Source organism: Paenibacillus sp. Soil522 (genome assembly GCF_001428245.1).
Taxonomy (GTDB): domain Bacteria; phylum Bacillota; class Bacilli; order Paenibacillales; family Paenibacillaceae; genus Pristimantibacillus.
Genome location: NZ_LMRV01000079.1, coordinates 1 through 14,599 on the forward strand (window position 1 = coordinate 1; position 14,599 = coordinate 14,599).

Genomic DNA, 14,599 nt, shown 5'->3' on the forward strand with positions numbered 1-14,599 from the left:
TTCGTCTTAAACTCTGAGGTATATCGGTTCCGTTTTTCCATTGCTTCATTATAACTTATTTTTCTCCCTCCCGTGTCTCAACTTATGGGAGCATTATAAGACGGCAGCCGGTAAGTGGCTGCCGTCTTCTCAACGGGCAGGATAGTTCAAAATCAATTGCGGGGAACCGAATCACGAGTAGGGCGAAATATGGGCCTTAAACGCTTGCGGTCTCGGGAGTCGGCAAGCGTTTATTTTTGATTACCCGCGAAGACCGTCGCATAGGATTGAAACGACGCGGTCCGGAAAAGTCCCGCCGTCCCCGGTTGCCTGCAAGATGCCGATAAGCAGGACTTTGATATCCTCAAAGCGAGAATCAGCCCGAACAGAGCCGCTTTGTTGGGCACGGGCGAGAAGATTGTCAATCCCTCGCCAAAAATCCCGCGCAACCTCCGAACGTCCAGCGTCTATATTCAGACTGCTAACAAGGGCATCGGTGATCGCAATAAACTTGTGGATTGCGGTTCTCAGAACCCAGCCCAACTGCAAAGGGCACCCAAATATAGCAAGTTTAATTAATTTATATAGGAAGCGGAATCGTCCTGCATTCGACTTATCAAGAAGCTTGACGGCGAGAAGAAGTGATGGGTCCGAGAGATTGCTAACGGGTACTATAGTTAAATGTTGAAGGGGCTGCTGCGTGGTAGCCCCTTTACTCAACTAACTGGCAGGATAGTTTAATCACTTAGCGAATACTACGAGTATGAATTTTATTACTAGGTAAGCAGAATAGACATTTTCTGTATGTATTGATGATATAAGTGTCGAAGATATTTTATGTTTTGGAGGTGAAAATTTAAATGATAAACAAGTTGCTAATGGGATTTTTAACCATGCTGACTGTATGTCTTCTATTTTCGGCTTGTGATTCGAATGAGAAATCAATTGAGGAAGCAAAAAAGAAGATATCAATTGAAGAAGCAAATAAGCTAATTTTAGTAACTCAAGATTTTTCTCAATCGAGTAATATGGAAAATGGTGTGATTGAAATTACCCCCTCTGAAATTTGGGATAAAACAAAGATTCAGCTTTTTAAGGATTCAAGCTCGGAAACATACATCGTAACAAATCAAAAAGCTGTTCATATAGGTGAGGCAATTGGCGGTTTTGGTGTAACAAGTACTTTGCCTTACGATGTCAATAAGGATGGAACTTTTGATTTAGTTTATGCATATTCATTTGGTTCAGGTTTCCATCGCTCTGTTATTTCGTGGATAGATTTAAAGAGTTTTACCGATCATATTGTTAAAGATATGCCAGAAAGAACGGATTTTAGAATGTATGATTTGACATTAAAAATTGAAAGTAAAAAAATAGTAGTTTATCGTATTGCAGGCATGAATGAAAGTTTATACCCCACAGAGAAGGATATGACTTTAGAAAAGGTTGGAACTTTGGTTTGGAAGAATAGCGAATTATACAATAAACTATTACAAAATTGAATTTACTAAAGGCAAAAGCTCCACTGTTGGTTGCAATTCAATAGAAGAAGCAATCAACAAATTAGCTGCCATTAAGCTAACGGGTAAGTACGACAAGTTCTACTATAAGCGCTTAACAGCGTGAAAAGCAGGAGATTACAATGAGTAATCTTAACTTTGCAACCGAGGATGGGAATGATGGAACCATATATCCTGAAACCATCCCGCCAATACTCCTGCGTGCGTCATAACTAACAGGTTACGGGGTACGAAGTACAGGTGGATTCGGCAGAACGGAGGCTGGAGCCATTTTAATAGAAAAGGTATGCCAACGGATATGCCGCGCGGCTGAAAAACTGGATATGGTGAGAATCGTTTCAACATAAGGAACTGACGAACAACCGAATGTACAGGTCTAAAGTTAGAACATATGGAAACATATGGACCATCGAACGATGGGGTGAGCGGCGTAAAGTAAAAATTTATCCTATGAAATACGCTATGCCGAACTATGGCGGCATCAAACTCACAGGCCTAGAGGGAGCACCTAAGTCCAGAACGGGAGAGCAGGCTGCAAGGGACTTGGAAAGCAAGGAACGTTGCAACAAGGGCTGTTACCCGAAACGGTTGCTATAAGGCATTCTGCCGAAATGCATTTATCCTTGCGAGGGTAGGGGTATGACCGATGAACCTCCTGTAATGGGAGCGGAGGAACAGCCCCGAGTCTAACGGAAAAGAACGATCATTTTCCAAACGTGAATTGCACCGATCTGGTAAGAACGTGGGAACATCACCTCGCAAGGAGGGATGCCACAGTGCAAGCCTTGAGATATTGGGATTATTACGGCATGACGGACATTTTCACGGATTTATACGATAGAGCTTCGAAAAAGGAATCTTTCCCGCAACTATACTATGTCATCACATCCAGGGAAAATATCCTGCTTGCCTATCGAACCATGAAATCGAACACCGGATCAAAGACACCCGGAACCGATGGCAAAACCATTGCCGACATCCAAAAGCTGTCTGAAGATGAATTAGTCATAGAAATTCAAAACAAGCTTACGAACTATCGCCCTAAGAAAGTCAGACGGAAGCTTATCGAAAAAGATAACGGCAAGTGGAGACCGCTCGGAATTCCTTGTATCCTGGACCGCATCATCCAACAGTGCTTTAAGCAAGATTTCTTTGAAAACGTCAACCACTCCCTACTGGTGAAACAGCTATGGAACATGGGGATTCAGGACAAACAAGCCCTGGCATGTATCTCTAAAATGTTAAAAGCCGAAATTGACGGAGAAGGCGTGCCTTCAAAAGGCGTATCGCAAGGGGGCCCGCCTTTACTTTCAAACGTTGTTCTGAACGACCTAGATCAATGGGTGGCCGGATAATGGGAGCTATTTCCCATGAACCAGCCTTATGTGACGAGATCGGGCGAACTATACGCAAAAAAGCGATCCACCCTCAAAGAGGGGTACATCGTCCGCTATGCGGACGACTTCAACATTCTTTGTCGGGGCTGGAGAACCGCCCAAAAGTGGTACCATGCCGTCAGGTTATATTTGACCGCGACAAATGCAGATTGGAACCGATCTAACATTCCATATCCATGAGTAACGAGGAACTTATGATCAAGTAGCTTCAATTAGATGGAACGCCGGATGCCGGGAAACTGGCACGTCCGGTGTGGAGCAGGGGAAAAGCTGGAGATCACATCAAATGCTTACCTATTGCGACCGATAGTACCATGGCAAAAGGTTGCCGACATTTGATCGGCAGCCTCATTAAGCTATTTGAGTCAATAATATTGATATCGATATCCTTAAAACATAACCATGGCGTACTTTTAACATTCTCGTCACCTCATGGTTATGTTGCTACTTCACAAGCAGTTTTATGTAAGAAATTCCATTGAACTCCCATGGAAGAACGCAATACTTCCATAATCTGTGGTGTCGCTTAAGCGGCATGGATGGCTAACGGGTACGATAGTTAAAACCAGAAGGGCTGCCGCGTAGCAACCCTTCGCTCCGAACGGGCAGAATAGTTCAATAAATGTGCGTGATACAATAGAACTGTTAAGCGATGAATGTATTTCATTCATCTGGAACGGAGGATTATATGAAGTTTATACGGAATTTTTTTTTCGGGGATTTAGACAAATTTAGTCAGAGTCTCGGTTATCCAACATGGGGGATGAACTACAAGACAATACATTTCACATATTTTGGATTCCGCCAGATGCAGAATGGCTCGCAGCTCAGTTACCTGATAAAAATTGGGCGGTATGGAATGATGAAGGACAACCGCCATTTAGTTTTACTGTATTTTCAAAATGGGATGAAGCAATAAGATATTTAAGAGATGTATTTGATAAGAACAGTTATCCCGAAGAAAATTGGGTGCCAGAAGGTTATGATTAAAATGATGATGTTTTTTCTATGCCACCAGAGAAAAGTAAACGGATTGATTGAAATAAGGTTTTATCGTTGTTAGGTTAACGGGTACGATAGTTCAACTCTACTAGAGCGTAATAAGTGCGATAATTGATTGTATAAAGAGAGAGCGTGTAAGACAAGTTGTAATATCAGTGGAGGGAAGACCCAAATGTTCAAATTGAAAGATATAATCATTGGTGTAATAATTTCAGCTTTAGCACCATTATTGCTCATAGCATTTTTTAAGTACAATTCATCCACTGAAGTTGTCAATTCTGATGGGTCAGTTACCATGACTGCACAGTGGATTAGCTTCACGTTTACATCCTACTTGTTTACAGTGGTATGTATATTTATCATATACATGACTATAAGATCGATAATTAAAGTGTTGAGAAAGAAAAGATAATTTATCAACCGACAATTGGATGTTAGTTATAACGCTACATACTGTGATGTACTGGAAATACGGTGTATCGTTAAGCTAACGGGTACAATAGCTTCATGATGACTGTCGAAGAAACCGGCAGTCTGTTCAATTATAAGGTAGGATTCTTTACTGTTGGCTATTAACCAAACCTCAGAAGCCAATCGTAAGGAATGTATTGGCTACAACTAACGGTTGAATGCCTATCAACTTTGCTTACATTGCGTCAATTGGGGACCGTATGTAATGATAAATTCATCACGTATAGAGGCGGTGGATATCCCCGTGGTAGAAGAGATTAAGTTTAATGAAAGAATAAAGATACTTCGATCGGAACGAAATATGACCCAGCATGAGTTAGGAGATCTTCTAGGTGTGACCGGCCAAGCTGTATCCAAATGGGAGACCAGACTAGCAACTCCAGACATCACCTTATTGCCGAAGATTGCCATGCTGTTCCATTGTACAATTGATTCTTTATTTTTCGGCGGTGCTAGCTCGGACTCGCAAGATAGCAAGACAATGACAAGGGTGGATTTTGCTGAAGCGAAGATCGAATGTTCCAATCTCCGGGGCATCGTCTTGCGCGATGTCGTTATGGATGGCGCCGAAATATTTGATAGCCGACTAAACGGAATGCGAATTCACCATGGCGGCATGGCGAATCTGTCTTTAAGGCATCTTGATCTTGATGGGCTGTCGCTCGGATTTAGTCAAATGAATGGCGCTGTTATTCATGATCTGGGTGGGCACACAAAGCCGATTCGATTCGCAGAGAATGATTTCAAGGGAAGCTCAATTGATAGGTGTGACCTGGCCAATGTTGAACTGAAAAATTGCAATCTATCAGGGTTGCGGATCAAAGGTTCCACGCTTAAAAATAGTTGGTTGCTTCAGCCTGAGAATTATGAGCCCGTACAAATAGAGGATGTTGATTTTCATAACAGCGTAATTACGAGAAGCAATTTATCGGGGGTACGCATCGAAGAATGTTTAATCGACGGGCTAACGATTAACGGGGTTCCAGTGGAACAAATGATCGCTGCCTATGATCAGAACCATGATAGTAAACGTTGAGCTATCGGGACACGATAGTTGAATGCCAGAAGGTCTGCCGCGTTGTAGCCCTTCGCTCAGCTAACTGGCAGATTAGCGGAGCGAATGCCGAGAAAAACGCTTGTGTTAATAATACCTTCTTGTATTATTGAATTGAAGATATTACCAAATTAGAGGAGGACAAAAAAATGAGTGAACAAGCGGTAATAGCGAATATATCTGGTTCATCAATCGTTTTGCTAGTAAAAGATATACAAGTTGCTTCTGAGTTTTACAAGAATCTAGGATTTACATATGAAGAAATTGGTGGACATGTACATGTATCAAGAGGGAACATTACATTTATTTTACATCCTGCCATTAATAAAGAGGATGTAAGACCTTTTTCTTCTGTTGAAGGTGGGTTATATTTTGATGCTTTTGCATATACAGACGCAGTCGACTTGTTAGTTGATGAATGTCGTGCCAAAGGCGTAGAAATAGTCAATGGTCCTAACTACTCTGAACACTGGAGTGAGTTTACTATGAAAGATGCTGATGGATATCGTATCGCCTTTGGTGGTGGAGTAAGTAAACAGTTAGATTAAGGTAACGGGAACAATAGTTGAATTAAATTCATTTGACGGGGGTCAATATGAAAAGAATTGTACTTATAGGTTCTGGAGGTTCAGGCAAATCAACTTTGGCTCGCGAGCTGGGCGGGATTTTATCAATTGAAGTTCATCATCTGGATACAATTTTTTGGAAACCTGGCTGGATTAGCACGCCCAAAAACGAGCAAAAGATGTTCAAGAGGAGCTCATAAGTCATACAAGTTGGATTATCGACGGCAATTATGGAGGCACAATTGACATTAGGCTGCAGGCGGCTGATACGATTATATTTTTTGATCTGTCGAGATGGATCTGCATGATCCGCGTGCTGAAGAGAAGATTCCAGTATCGCAACAAGAAAAGAACGGATATGGCTGAAGGCTGCGAAGAAAGAGTCAGTCTGGAATTTATGAAATGGGTCTGGGAATACCCTGAGAAACAAAAGCCAAAAATCTTAGAAAAACTCCTACGGTTATCGAATGAAAAGAAAATAATCATTTTAAAGTCTCCGAAGAACGTTCGCGATTTTGTAGCAAATGTGGAATTGTTGAAGTAACTGGGAACGAGAGCACAATAAATAACACCACGAGGCTGCCGCGGAATCGACCGTGCAGCCTCGTACCTGGAGGGATGTAATGAAAACAACGGCAGGAAGCAGGCTTGAAAAACGAGTAGGATCGATCTTTATCCACGTTTCAGACATGAAAAGGGCAGTTGAATGGTATAGCCGCGTGTTTGATCTGCCATACAACGAGGATTACATAGAGGGGCGGCTTTCTACGGTTTATACGCTGCATTTCGAAGGAACCGAGATTCTGCTGGATTCCAATAATGGCGCGGCACCAGCTCCCCAGCCGCTGATGTTTTTTAAGACAGATAATATTTGGAAGACACTCCAGTTTCTGAAGGAATCCGAGTTTGTGATACATAACGAGATATTAGAAAACAAAATCGTCATTTTTGAAGATCCTGACGGCAACCGTTTGATGGCAATTCAAATGTAGCACTGCTGAACTAACGGGTACGATAGTTCAATAAACATCAGAAGAAGGCTGTCGACAGCTATGAATCGGCAGCCTTCTCCGCTAACAGGCAATATTACGATCTAATCGCCTCGCTGCACTTTGTTGCGTTGATCTACCAAAAGTGAACAATGACGGCACGGCATTTTCACGCGACTGCTGGTTATACTAGTATTAACTATCGTACATAGGAGGCAACTCATGACAAACGAAAACAAAGTGACGATCAAAGTGAACGACAACGGATCGCTTCGGGTGACGGGGCCGGTCGAGCTGGTGGACGCAGAAGGCAACCCTTTCGAGCATAAAGAAACGTTCTCGCTGTGCCGGTGCGGTGGATCGGCCAACAAGCCGTTCTGCGATGGCAAGCACAAGTCGATTGGCTTCGAAAGTGCGCCGAGAGCGAAGAAGGAGTAAGTCTAGGCAATCGGGAACCCGGTCTTGCAACGAAGACGGGTTGTTTACAATTCGTGTTATTAAACTAAATGGCAGAATAACGTGATAATAAACGAATGGGATCCAGTTGCAAAACTCAGCGCTTCGAGGCTTTGACGGAGAATAACAGCGGCAAATGGTCGTTCTCTTTCATTCGCCATTTCCCCCGTTCGTCCTGAATCATGAGACCCGGAAACATATCGTATACGGTGAATGGAAATTCATGCAAAAACTCTAACGTCAGTCCTGCCCCGACAAGCGCACTCACGATTTCGCCAAGCGTATGCTGCCATTGATAGGTGACGGGATGCTCCAACTTGTCTTCATCGCCGGTATAGGTTGAAGCGGATTCATAGCGCCGCGCATCGTTATCAAAATAGGGGTAACTGATCTTTAGGCGGTCATCCTCTGCTTCATAGATAAAAACAAGAGGATGGAGCTCGGCCATATAAAACGTTCCTCCTGACTTTAGGGATGTGCTGATCAACTCCGCCCATCGGGTCAAATCCGGCAGCCAGCACAGAACACCATAGGATGTATAGACGATATCGAACTGTTCTCCTTGAAGTGCCTCCGCGGCGTCATAAATGTCCGAACACAGGAAACGGGCGTCAAGCCCCAGTCGTTCGTTCAACGATTTGGCCAAAGCAATCGCTTCCTCAGAAAAATCCACTCCCGTCACATGGACACCCATTCTGGCCCAAGATAACGAATCCTTTCCGAAATGGCATTGCAAATGAAGCATCGAGCGTCCGGCTACATTGCCGAGCTCGGTCTGATCCAACTCCGACAGAGAACTCTTCCCTGCCAAAAAAGCGTCAATATTATAAAAAGCCGATTTAGCATGAATAGCCGTCCGATCGTTCCAATTCAATCGGTTCATGTCGCGGTAATTGGTCACGGTAACCCTCTTTCCATTTTTTATCACCAAATGGTGTACACAGCCAATTCACCTTATTGATTACAAAAAGAACTGTCTGCCTTACGAAAATAATAACACTCTTATTTTCCAATCTACAGATAATTTTAAACTTAGATTGTTTTTTTACTGATCGAGAAAAATAAAGTTGTTGACCCGTATTGGTGTTAAGCTAACGGGTACGATAGTTCATAAACACGAAGAAACGGTAGCCGGTATAGTAGCTGCCGTTTTCTCAACTAACTGGCAGGATAATTCAAGAAAAAATACAATAATCTCTATAAATTAAGGTGTGTTAAAAAAAATAACCATTAGGGGGTATAAGAATGTTTATACATGCAATTGAAGAGGATTTATCCTTAAAACTGATAGAATTGAGGGATGTGGAACGGATATTTGAGTTAACAAATAACTCAAGAGATTACCTACGAGAATGGCTTCCATGGCTGGTAAAGCTCCATAAACACCAGGACGAGGCTGCCAACACAAAATGGCAGCCTCGTTGAGTTAACACTGGCAGGTTAATGCAATTGAATTCCACAATGACCTATCCTGAATGTAGTAATATAGGGTTATAATTATTTGAAGCAAACGTTCATTTTGAGGGGAATATTAAATGAAGAAAAGAAAGATAATTAGGGATTTGATATATGTAAGCGGTGAGCATCAAACGCATTGTTTTTATTCGTATGGAATCGAATTTCATGAATTTATGAACTGTGTAGATAACAGACCGGAGAACCTTTTACTACTTAGGCATAATTTTGATAATTCACAATGGAATCAACATTCAAGATTTGATTATGTTATGAAGCAAGAAATTAATGAATTGATTGACGATGACGTTTATGGCTACGGAGATTTTTGTTGGGTGGATTTCTCGAAAGAGGAGGATTTGGATGCCTTAAGCAACGATCAAATTGCTGAATTATTGTTTTTTGGTCATCTTGCCAAGCCGTTACATAATATACCAAAGATAAGATTTGCCTATTTTGCACATGATGATGGCTGGTTTAACAAGCTCTATGTTACAGACCTATATGATTATGAAACTCTTTTGGCCAGACTTACTACTTTGAAACTTCATAAGTTAACCGGAAGAAAATTTCACGATATTCCAAGGGACATAGCATCTGTACTTTTAAAATGCACGAGAGATGGATTATTCATTGACTTGTCAAGAGTTATAACGAGTAACGTTCAATTAAGAATACCGATAACCACTGTTGGTCATTACACGGATATGGACAAAGTATACAACTTTAGAGAAGACATAAGTGATTACAAGATTTGGTTAGTATATTCAAAAAAGTTATGGAAGCTAATCAAGGAAGACTAAATTCATCCTACACCACAGAGCATGAAAGTTAATCCGTTCTTTCATGGTAGTTGAACGAAAATCTCGACATATGATAGTGGGAGGTTTAACTATGAAAGTAAAAAAAGTATTATTTATTATGGCACCAGTTGTTGCCGTAATTTTTCTTTGGTTATCAGGTTTGATTGGTTTATGGACTGGGGGGATGGCTTATATTGCGAATAACACCAAGGAATTTACTGATAGAAACGGTCATGTTGTACAAGGGGAATATACCATTGCAATTGACCTGTCAAATTTAGAAAGTAATATCGGAAAAGAGTTATACAATGATGGTACCCATAGGATATATGTATCCTGGATTGATAAAAATTCTGGAGGATATAGCATTGGTTTTAGGTCCAGTGGACATTATTCTCTAACAGGTGCTTCATTAATTTCAGGGGGTCATCATGCTACTGTAAACGGAAATTCATTTACAACAAATATGACCGCTAAAATGGCAGCACAATATAATAGCAAAAACTACGCCAGCTCAGTATCTGGTGTGAGTGGGTTAAACTATAAAGACGGAGATGATTTTTCTTTCTATATTTTCCCGACAGAATCTTATGAAATACATGAAATCTCATTAAACGAAACAGGAATAGTACATTTAATCGTTACAGAACTTTTTAAAAATATCTGGAGCAAAAAATAAGGGATTTTATTACGCTAACGGGTACGATAGTTAAATGCGGATTGGGCTGCCATAGTGGCAGCCCTTCGTTGAGCTAACTGGCAGTATAGTTTAGTTATAAACGTACTTTCCAAAAAAGTGTGTGGTAAACTGTTCGAAGCACGACACTTGAGGGGGATTAAAGAAACTATGGAAGACTCTGTAGTTATAAAAGCAGAACGAATTGCAGGCGATTTTCTTCTGGAACAAGTAAAAACTTCATATCAGATCATAGGTAAAGGCATCACAAATCAGGTTTGCGTAGTTGAGACGGAGAGTCGCAAAGTTGTTGTCCGCATGAACGATAAAGATACATTTCCAAGCTTTATCAAAGAAAAATGGTGTATCGAGCAAGCAGCCGCAGTTGGCGTTCCTGGACCTGAGGTGTTGTCCATTGGTATAGTTGATGAAACCGCATATATGATTCAAGCCTTTATTGAGGGAGACAACGGGTTAGACAGTACTGTTCCCAAGTCCGATGTTTGGAGGAAACTGGGCGAATATGCCAAGCTTATTCATTCGATTCAAGTGAAGGGATATGGAGGAAATCTGATTGATCCAGTCCATTGTGATTTTCAGTCACCTTCTCATGCCGGATCAGACGGCAGTTGGCAAGGGTATGTGCAGTATAATATCAATAGTTTGACTGAGCATGATCGCTTGATTGAGCTTGGAGTAATCACTCAGATGGAATCGCAGAGAGTAAGAAAACTGTTTGAAAATTTGAAGAGTGAACCGTTCCGCTTCGGTTTAAACCATGGAGATATCTCTTTAAAGAATACGATTATCAATCAGGCAAACCAAGTTATATTGCTGGATTGGAATGCAGAAGTAAGCGTGGTACCGCATGCAACTGTTGCTCAATTGATGCATTACCAAATCCTAGGACTAGAAGAAAGCGCAAGTGTTGAGGAATTCAAAGCGTTTATGGACGGGTACGGAATAAGTGAAAAAGACCTTTCTGAAACGAGGCATTTGCTGCTATTAAGGGCTTTCGATAACCTCAGGTGGGCTATTGATCGGAGTCCTGATCTGATCGAACCCTATGCTGCGTTTGCGAAACAAGTCATTGACATGATTATGGATTAGCAGAAAATGATCGGTGTTTCTGTATCTCAATTCAACCAAGTGTGAAGAACATTATTGAACCGAGGGACGGAACACGATAGTTCAATCCTGACTCGAATTTGTTCTTCCTTGGCGATGGATAGTTACGCTAACGGGTACGATAGCTCAATGAACACTAAGAAACGGCAGCCGACATAATGGCTGCCGTTTCTCAACTAACTGGCAGTATAGCAGAGAAACTAGTTCTATTATTAAGCTTGCACCAATAAAATAGAGATATGAAAGCGATGTAAGGCGCGGCATCGCTTAACGTTAAAGAAGCTTAATGGTTCCTTATTGAACAAATATACAGTTTTTGAAAATTGCTGCAGAGTCATCCTCAACAGGATGGCTTTTTTTGTACGCTAAACATTCGTAACAGAATATGTATTCTGTTACGAATCAGTCGAAACCTTTATTTTCACGAATGGAAAGTGGTCTTGTGTCCCTGTGTTTAGTGAAAGAATACGGCGTTCCGGCTCTTAACAGCTGCTTTTAACTTTTAGATTTCTGGCTGCGACATTAAGCTGGCAGAATAACGCAACATTTTCTATTCCATTGAATTGTCTTGCTGATCTGTGCATTCCTGGCTCAGTATGGATTAAAATAGGAAAATGGTCCGTCGGCAAAAATAATGCCAAAACAACAAGGAGAAGATGGTTATGATTTCAGATTGGAAACAAGCTGAGGAAGCATTGAGGGATATTGAGGTCGTTGGTCATGAAAACAATAAGCCTGTTTCCGTCATCGGTTTTGCAGAAGATTTGCGTTGCATCGGCATCGGAACGGATGCCGCGGTCTTTTATTACCCGGACACCCCTAATTACGCATATAAAGTGTATTCCGCTCAGGCATTAGAGAAAAAGGAAGTGGAAGAAGGTATATACAAACGCTTAAAAGGATCGCAGTATTTTCCCCAATGTTATGGAGCCGGACCTAACTATTTGGTTTTAAGTTTTGAACAAGGAGTTACCTTATATGATTGTCTTCTACAAGGTGTCCGTGTTTCAGAGCAAGTGATCCAAGACGTTGAGGAGGCCCGCAAGTTTGTCCGAAGTCAGGGGCTGAACCCAAGGGATATTCATTTAAAAAATGTTCTTTTGCAAGAGGGAAGAGGAAAAGTTCTTGATGTATCGGAATATATCAAGGAAGGAAACGATAGTCGATGGGAACACTTGGTATGGACATACAAACATTTTTATCCTCTGATATGCGAGGTACAGGTACCTTCATGGATCTTGGAAACCATAACGAACTGGTATAACCGGATCGATACGGCAAGTTTTGGAATAGAAGACTTCTCTAAACGGGTACGTCGGCTTTTCTTTGGGGAACGCAAATGAACGGGGACAAGATTACTATCTTAAACCCTTGTTTATATTTCTGTTTAAATTTTACATATTCGAGCCTTAATCCCCAAAAAGAATAGAACAGCTCGATTATGTGCGAATAGTTGAACGATGGCAGTGATAAGCAGCAACTCGTGTTAGGCGAATGCGAGGGATTAGAAGAAGATTCCACCGCCGAAATGAACTTTTTACTTTCAATGGCGATCTCACTCTATAATAAGTGAACAAATGAAGCTGGCATTAAGCTAAACGGGTACGATAGTGTAGAAAAGGCGATGGAGCCAATCCATCGCTTGAATCATTTTAAAGAGATCATCTGAGGCGCTCCAGTACTAAAGAACCCAAAATTTTAAATAATAGTGGGTTATATGACACTCCTTTTACAATATGTTGCAAATCTTTCGTCCACGGTACACCGGCGCGATCACGGCCACAGATGCCATGAAGCGGATCGGCATGATGTGTATCAACTGACCGGGACGGCAATTGGGTATTATTAAAATGAAGGTGAAAAGAGTTTGCCGATTCTAAGCATCCCCAAGGAAAATGGTTTGTTACGCTAACGGGTACGATAGTACAACCACAACATGACGACAGCCGGCCACACGATCGGCTGTCGTTATTCGTTGAACGGGCAGGATAGCGCAACAATATTTAATCCACCTACGTTAAAATAACTAATCATGCAGTTTAAAAGGAGACAATTATGGAAGATAAGCGGACACTTTTTAAAGAAATCGTTTTTCTGTTTGTTATAGTTTTGGTTATGTCATCATTAGTTGGCTGTAGTGAAAACAAAAACTACACTCCGAAACCGAATGCAGATATGATTTTTCTTGAAACAGCTTCCTCACTAAGGGAGCTCGCTTGGAACCAACTTTCCAATGAAGAGAAAGCATCCGTCACAGGTGATTGGAAAGAGGCTAAAGTTAAAATAGTCAAATGGGATGAGATTCCTCTAAAAAAAGCATCCATTAAACCTGAGTCAATTTATAAGGTGACATTCAATACAAATAAAGACGAGATGATAGGCCCGATTGGTATTTATTTTGACTCTACAATTAAGGAAATCGTTGGTTACGACGCAAGAATGTAATTACGAATAGGATTGTACCTCTCTACGCTAAACATTCCTGTAGGGCCTAAGATTTGGCCTTTGTCAAAAAAGGAGCGCCTCGGTATGATGGGTTTGTCGACGGGTTAATAACCCAACACCATCAAGGAGGCSCTCTTACTATGAAGTTTAAGCAATCAGAAGAACAAAATCAACGCATTGAAAGAATATCTACATCTCACCTTGTTGTGGGTATAGATATCGCGAAGGAAANNNAATACAATTGAAGGATTCGAAAAATTAGAACGATGGATAGATGGATTACAACAGAAACACCGTTTAAAAGGGCTCATAATTGGTATGGAGCCGACAGGACACTACGGKTATAACCTAGCCAATTGGCTTGCCGATAAGGGCAAGAGCGTTGTCATGGTKAATCCGGCCACCACCAAACGAAACAAGGAGAATCGCGATAATTCTCCCTCCAAGAGTGATCCGAAGGATGCGCTTGTCATCGCTGAYGTGGTTAGCCGAGGCTTCTACTATGAATACTCGCGACAGGCTATCGTTTTTCAAAGGTTGAAACGATTATGAGTGAYCGGGAATTTTGGGTGACGAATAGTGTACGGCTGCAGAACCGGATCATTCGCTGGTTAGACATTCGCTTCCCTGAGTATTTCTCAGTGTTTGAAGACTGGAC

Annotated in this window: 13 protein-coding genes and 3 pseudogenes; 14 read left to right on the plus strand and 2 right to left on the minus strand. The window is 41.5% G+C overall.

Annotated elements, in window-relative coordinates:
• Positions 1-240: 240 nt before the first annotated feature.
• Positions 241-522, minus strand: coding sequence for an SbtR family transcriptional regulator (locus tag ASG81_RS24740; protein WP_056640727.1), 282 nt, complete (start codon positions 520-522; stop codon positions 241-243).
• A gap of 317 nt (positions 523-839) precedes the next feature.
• Between ASG81_RS24740 and ASG81_RS24745 the strand changes: the two genes are divergently transcribed.
• From ASG81_RS24745 to ASG81_RS24785, 8 genes and pseudogenes are all read left to right on the plus strand, one after another.
• On the plus strand, positions 840-1,481 hold the full coding sequence (locus tag ASG81_RS24745; protein ID WP_056640730.1) for a hypothetical protein: 642 nt from the start codon (positions 840-842) through the stop codon (positions 1,479-1,481).
• Between the two features lie 794 nt (positions 1,482-2,275).
• Positions 2,276-3,028: pseudogene (locus tag ASG81_RS24750) on the plus strand (reverse transcriptase domain-containing protein); the annotation flags it as partial.
• Between the two features lie 624 nt (positions 3,029-3,652).
• Complete coding sequence (locus tag ASG81_RS24755; protein ID WP_235549018.1) at positions 3,653-3,886, plus strand: hypothetical protein; 234 nt, start codon at positions 3,653-3,655, stop codon at positions 3,884-3,886.
• 688 nt (positions 3,887-4,574) lie between these two features.
• Positions 4,575-5,405, plus strand: coding sequence for a pentapeptide repeat-containing protein (locus ASG81_RS24765; RefSeq protein ID WP_056640742.1), 831 nt, complete (start codon positions 4,575-4,577; stop codon positions 5,403-5,405).
• A 167-nt stretch (positions 5,406-5,572) separates the two neighbouring features.
• Positions 5,573-5,971, plus strand: coding sequence for a VOC family protein (locus ASG81_RS24770; RefSeq protein ID WP_056640745.1), 399 nt, complete (start codon positions 5,573-5,575; stop codon positions 5,969-5,971).
• A gap of 47 nt (positions 5,972-6,018) precedes the next feature.
• A pseudogene (locus ASG81_RS24775) lies at positions 6,019-6,533 on the plus strand (DNA topology modulation protein).
• A 79-nt stretch (positions 6,534-6,612) separates the two neighbouring features.
• Positions 6,613-6,981: a VOC family protein gene (locus ASG81_RS24780; RefSeq protein ID WP_056640749.1), complete on the plus strand. Its 369-nt coding sequence runs from the start codon at positions 6,613-6,615 to the stop codon at positions 6,979-6,981.
• Between the two features lie 219 nt (positions 6,982-7,200).
• The gene (locus ASG81_RS24785) at positions 7,201-7,416 is read left to right on the plus strand and encodes a CDGSH iron-sulfur domain-containing protein (protein ID WP_056640752.1); all 216 of its coding nucleotides are present in this window, start codon (positions 7,201-7,203) and stop codon (positions 7,414-7,416) included.
• A gap of 115 nt (positions 7,417-7,531) precedes the next feature.
• Here the strand turns inward: ASG81_RS24785 and ASG81_RS24790 are convergent, their stop codons facing one another.
• Positions 7,532-8,335 (minus strand): class I SAM-dependent methyltransferase, encoded by an 804-nt coding sequence (locus tag ASG81_RS24790; RefSeq protein WP_155971896.1) that lies wholly within the window; start codon positions 8,333-8,335, stop codon positions 7,532-7,534.
• Positions 8,336-8,969: 634 nt separating this feature from the next.
• On the opposite strand from ASG81_RS24790, the gene ASG81_RS24800 reads away from it, so the two are divergent.
• The 6 genes and pseudogenes from ASG81_RS24800 to ASG81_RS24825 form a co-directional block, all read left to right on the plus strand.
• The gene (locus tag ASG81_RS24800; RefSeq protein ID WP_056640759.1) at positions 8,970-9,692 is read left to right on the plus strand and encodes a hypothetical protein; all 723 of its coding nucleotides are present in this window, start codon (positions 8,970-8,972) and stop codon (positions 9,690-9,692) included.
• 91 nt (positions 9,693-9,783) lie between these two features.
• Positions 9,784-10,371, plus strand: coding sequence for a hypothetical protein (locus ASG81_RS24805; RefSeq protein ID WP_056640762.1), 588 nt, complete (start codon positions 9,784-9,786; stop codon positions 10,369-10,371).
• A gap of 168 nt (positions 10,372-10,539) precedes the next feature.
• Complete coding sequence (locus ASG81_RS24810) at positions 10,540-11,478, plus strand: aminoglycoside phosphotransferase family protein (RefSeq protein WP_056640765.1); 939 nt, start codon at positions 10,540-10,542, stop codon at positions 11,476-11,478.
• 680 nt (positions 11,479-12,158) lie between these two features.
• Positions 12,159-12,839, plus strand: coding sequence for a hypothetical protein (locus ASG81_RS24815; RefSeq protein WP_056640769.1), 681 nt, complete (start codon positions 12,159-12,161; stop codon positions 12,837-12,839).
• Between the two features lie 712 nt (positions 12,840-13,551).
• On the plus strand, positions 13,552-13,941 hold the full coding sequence (locus tag ASG81_RS24820; RefSeq protein ID WP_056640772.1) for a hypothetical protein: 390 nt from the start codon (positions 13,552-13,554) through the stop codon (positions 13,939-13,941).
• Positions 13,942-14,175: 234 nt separating this feature from the next.
• Positions 14,176-14,599: pseudogene (locus tag ASG81_RS24825) on the plus strand (IS110 family transposase); the annotation flags it as partial.

Bases quoted from the DNA above. Each gene is read 5' to 3' on its own strand.
- ASG81_RS24745 (WP_056640730.1), top strand. From the start codon at position 840: ATGATAAACAAGTTGCTAATGGGATTTTTAACCATGCTGACTGTATGT.
- ASG81_RS24755 (WP_235549018.1), top strand. From the start codon at position 3,653: ATGGGGGATGAACTACAAGACAATACATTTCACATATTTTGGATTCCG.
- ASG81_RS24765 (WP_056640742.1), top strand. From the start codon at position 4,575: ATGATAAATTCATCACGTATAGAGGCGGTGGATATCCCCGTGGTAGAA.
- ASG81_RS24770 (WP_056640745.1), top strand. From the start codon at position 5,573: ATGAGTGAACAAGCGGTAATAGCGAATATATCTGGTTCATCAATCGTT.
- ASG81_RS24780 (WP_056640749.1), top strand. From the start codon at position 6,613: ATGAAAACAACGGCAGGAAGCAGGCTTGAAAAACGAGTAGGATCGATC.
- ASG81_RS24785 (WP_056640752.1), top strand. From the start codon at position 7,201: ATGACAAACGAAAACAAAGTGACGATCAAAGTGAACGACAACGGATCG.
- ASG81_RS24800 (WP_056640759.1), top strand. From the start codon at position 8,970: ATGAAGAAAAGAAAGATAATTAGGGATTTGATATATGTAAGCGGTGAG.
- ASG81_RS24805 (WP_056640762.1), top strand. From the start codon at position 9,784: ATGAAAGTAAAAAAAGTATTATTTATTATGGCACCAGTTGTTGCCGTA.
- ASG81_RS24810 (WP_056640765.1), top strand. From the start codon at position 10,540: ATGGAAGACTCTGTAGTTATAAAAGCAGAACGAATTGCAGGCGATTTT.
- ASG81_RS24815 (WP_056640769.1), top strand. From the start codon at position 12,159: ATGATTTCAGATTGGAAACAAGCTGAGGAAGCATTGAGGGATATTGAG.
- ASG81_RS24820 (WP_056640772.1), top strand. From the start codon at position 13,552: ATGGAAGATAAGCGGACACTTTTTAAAGAAATCGTTTTTCTGTTTGTT.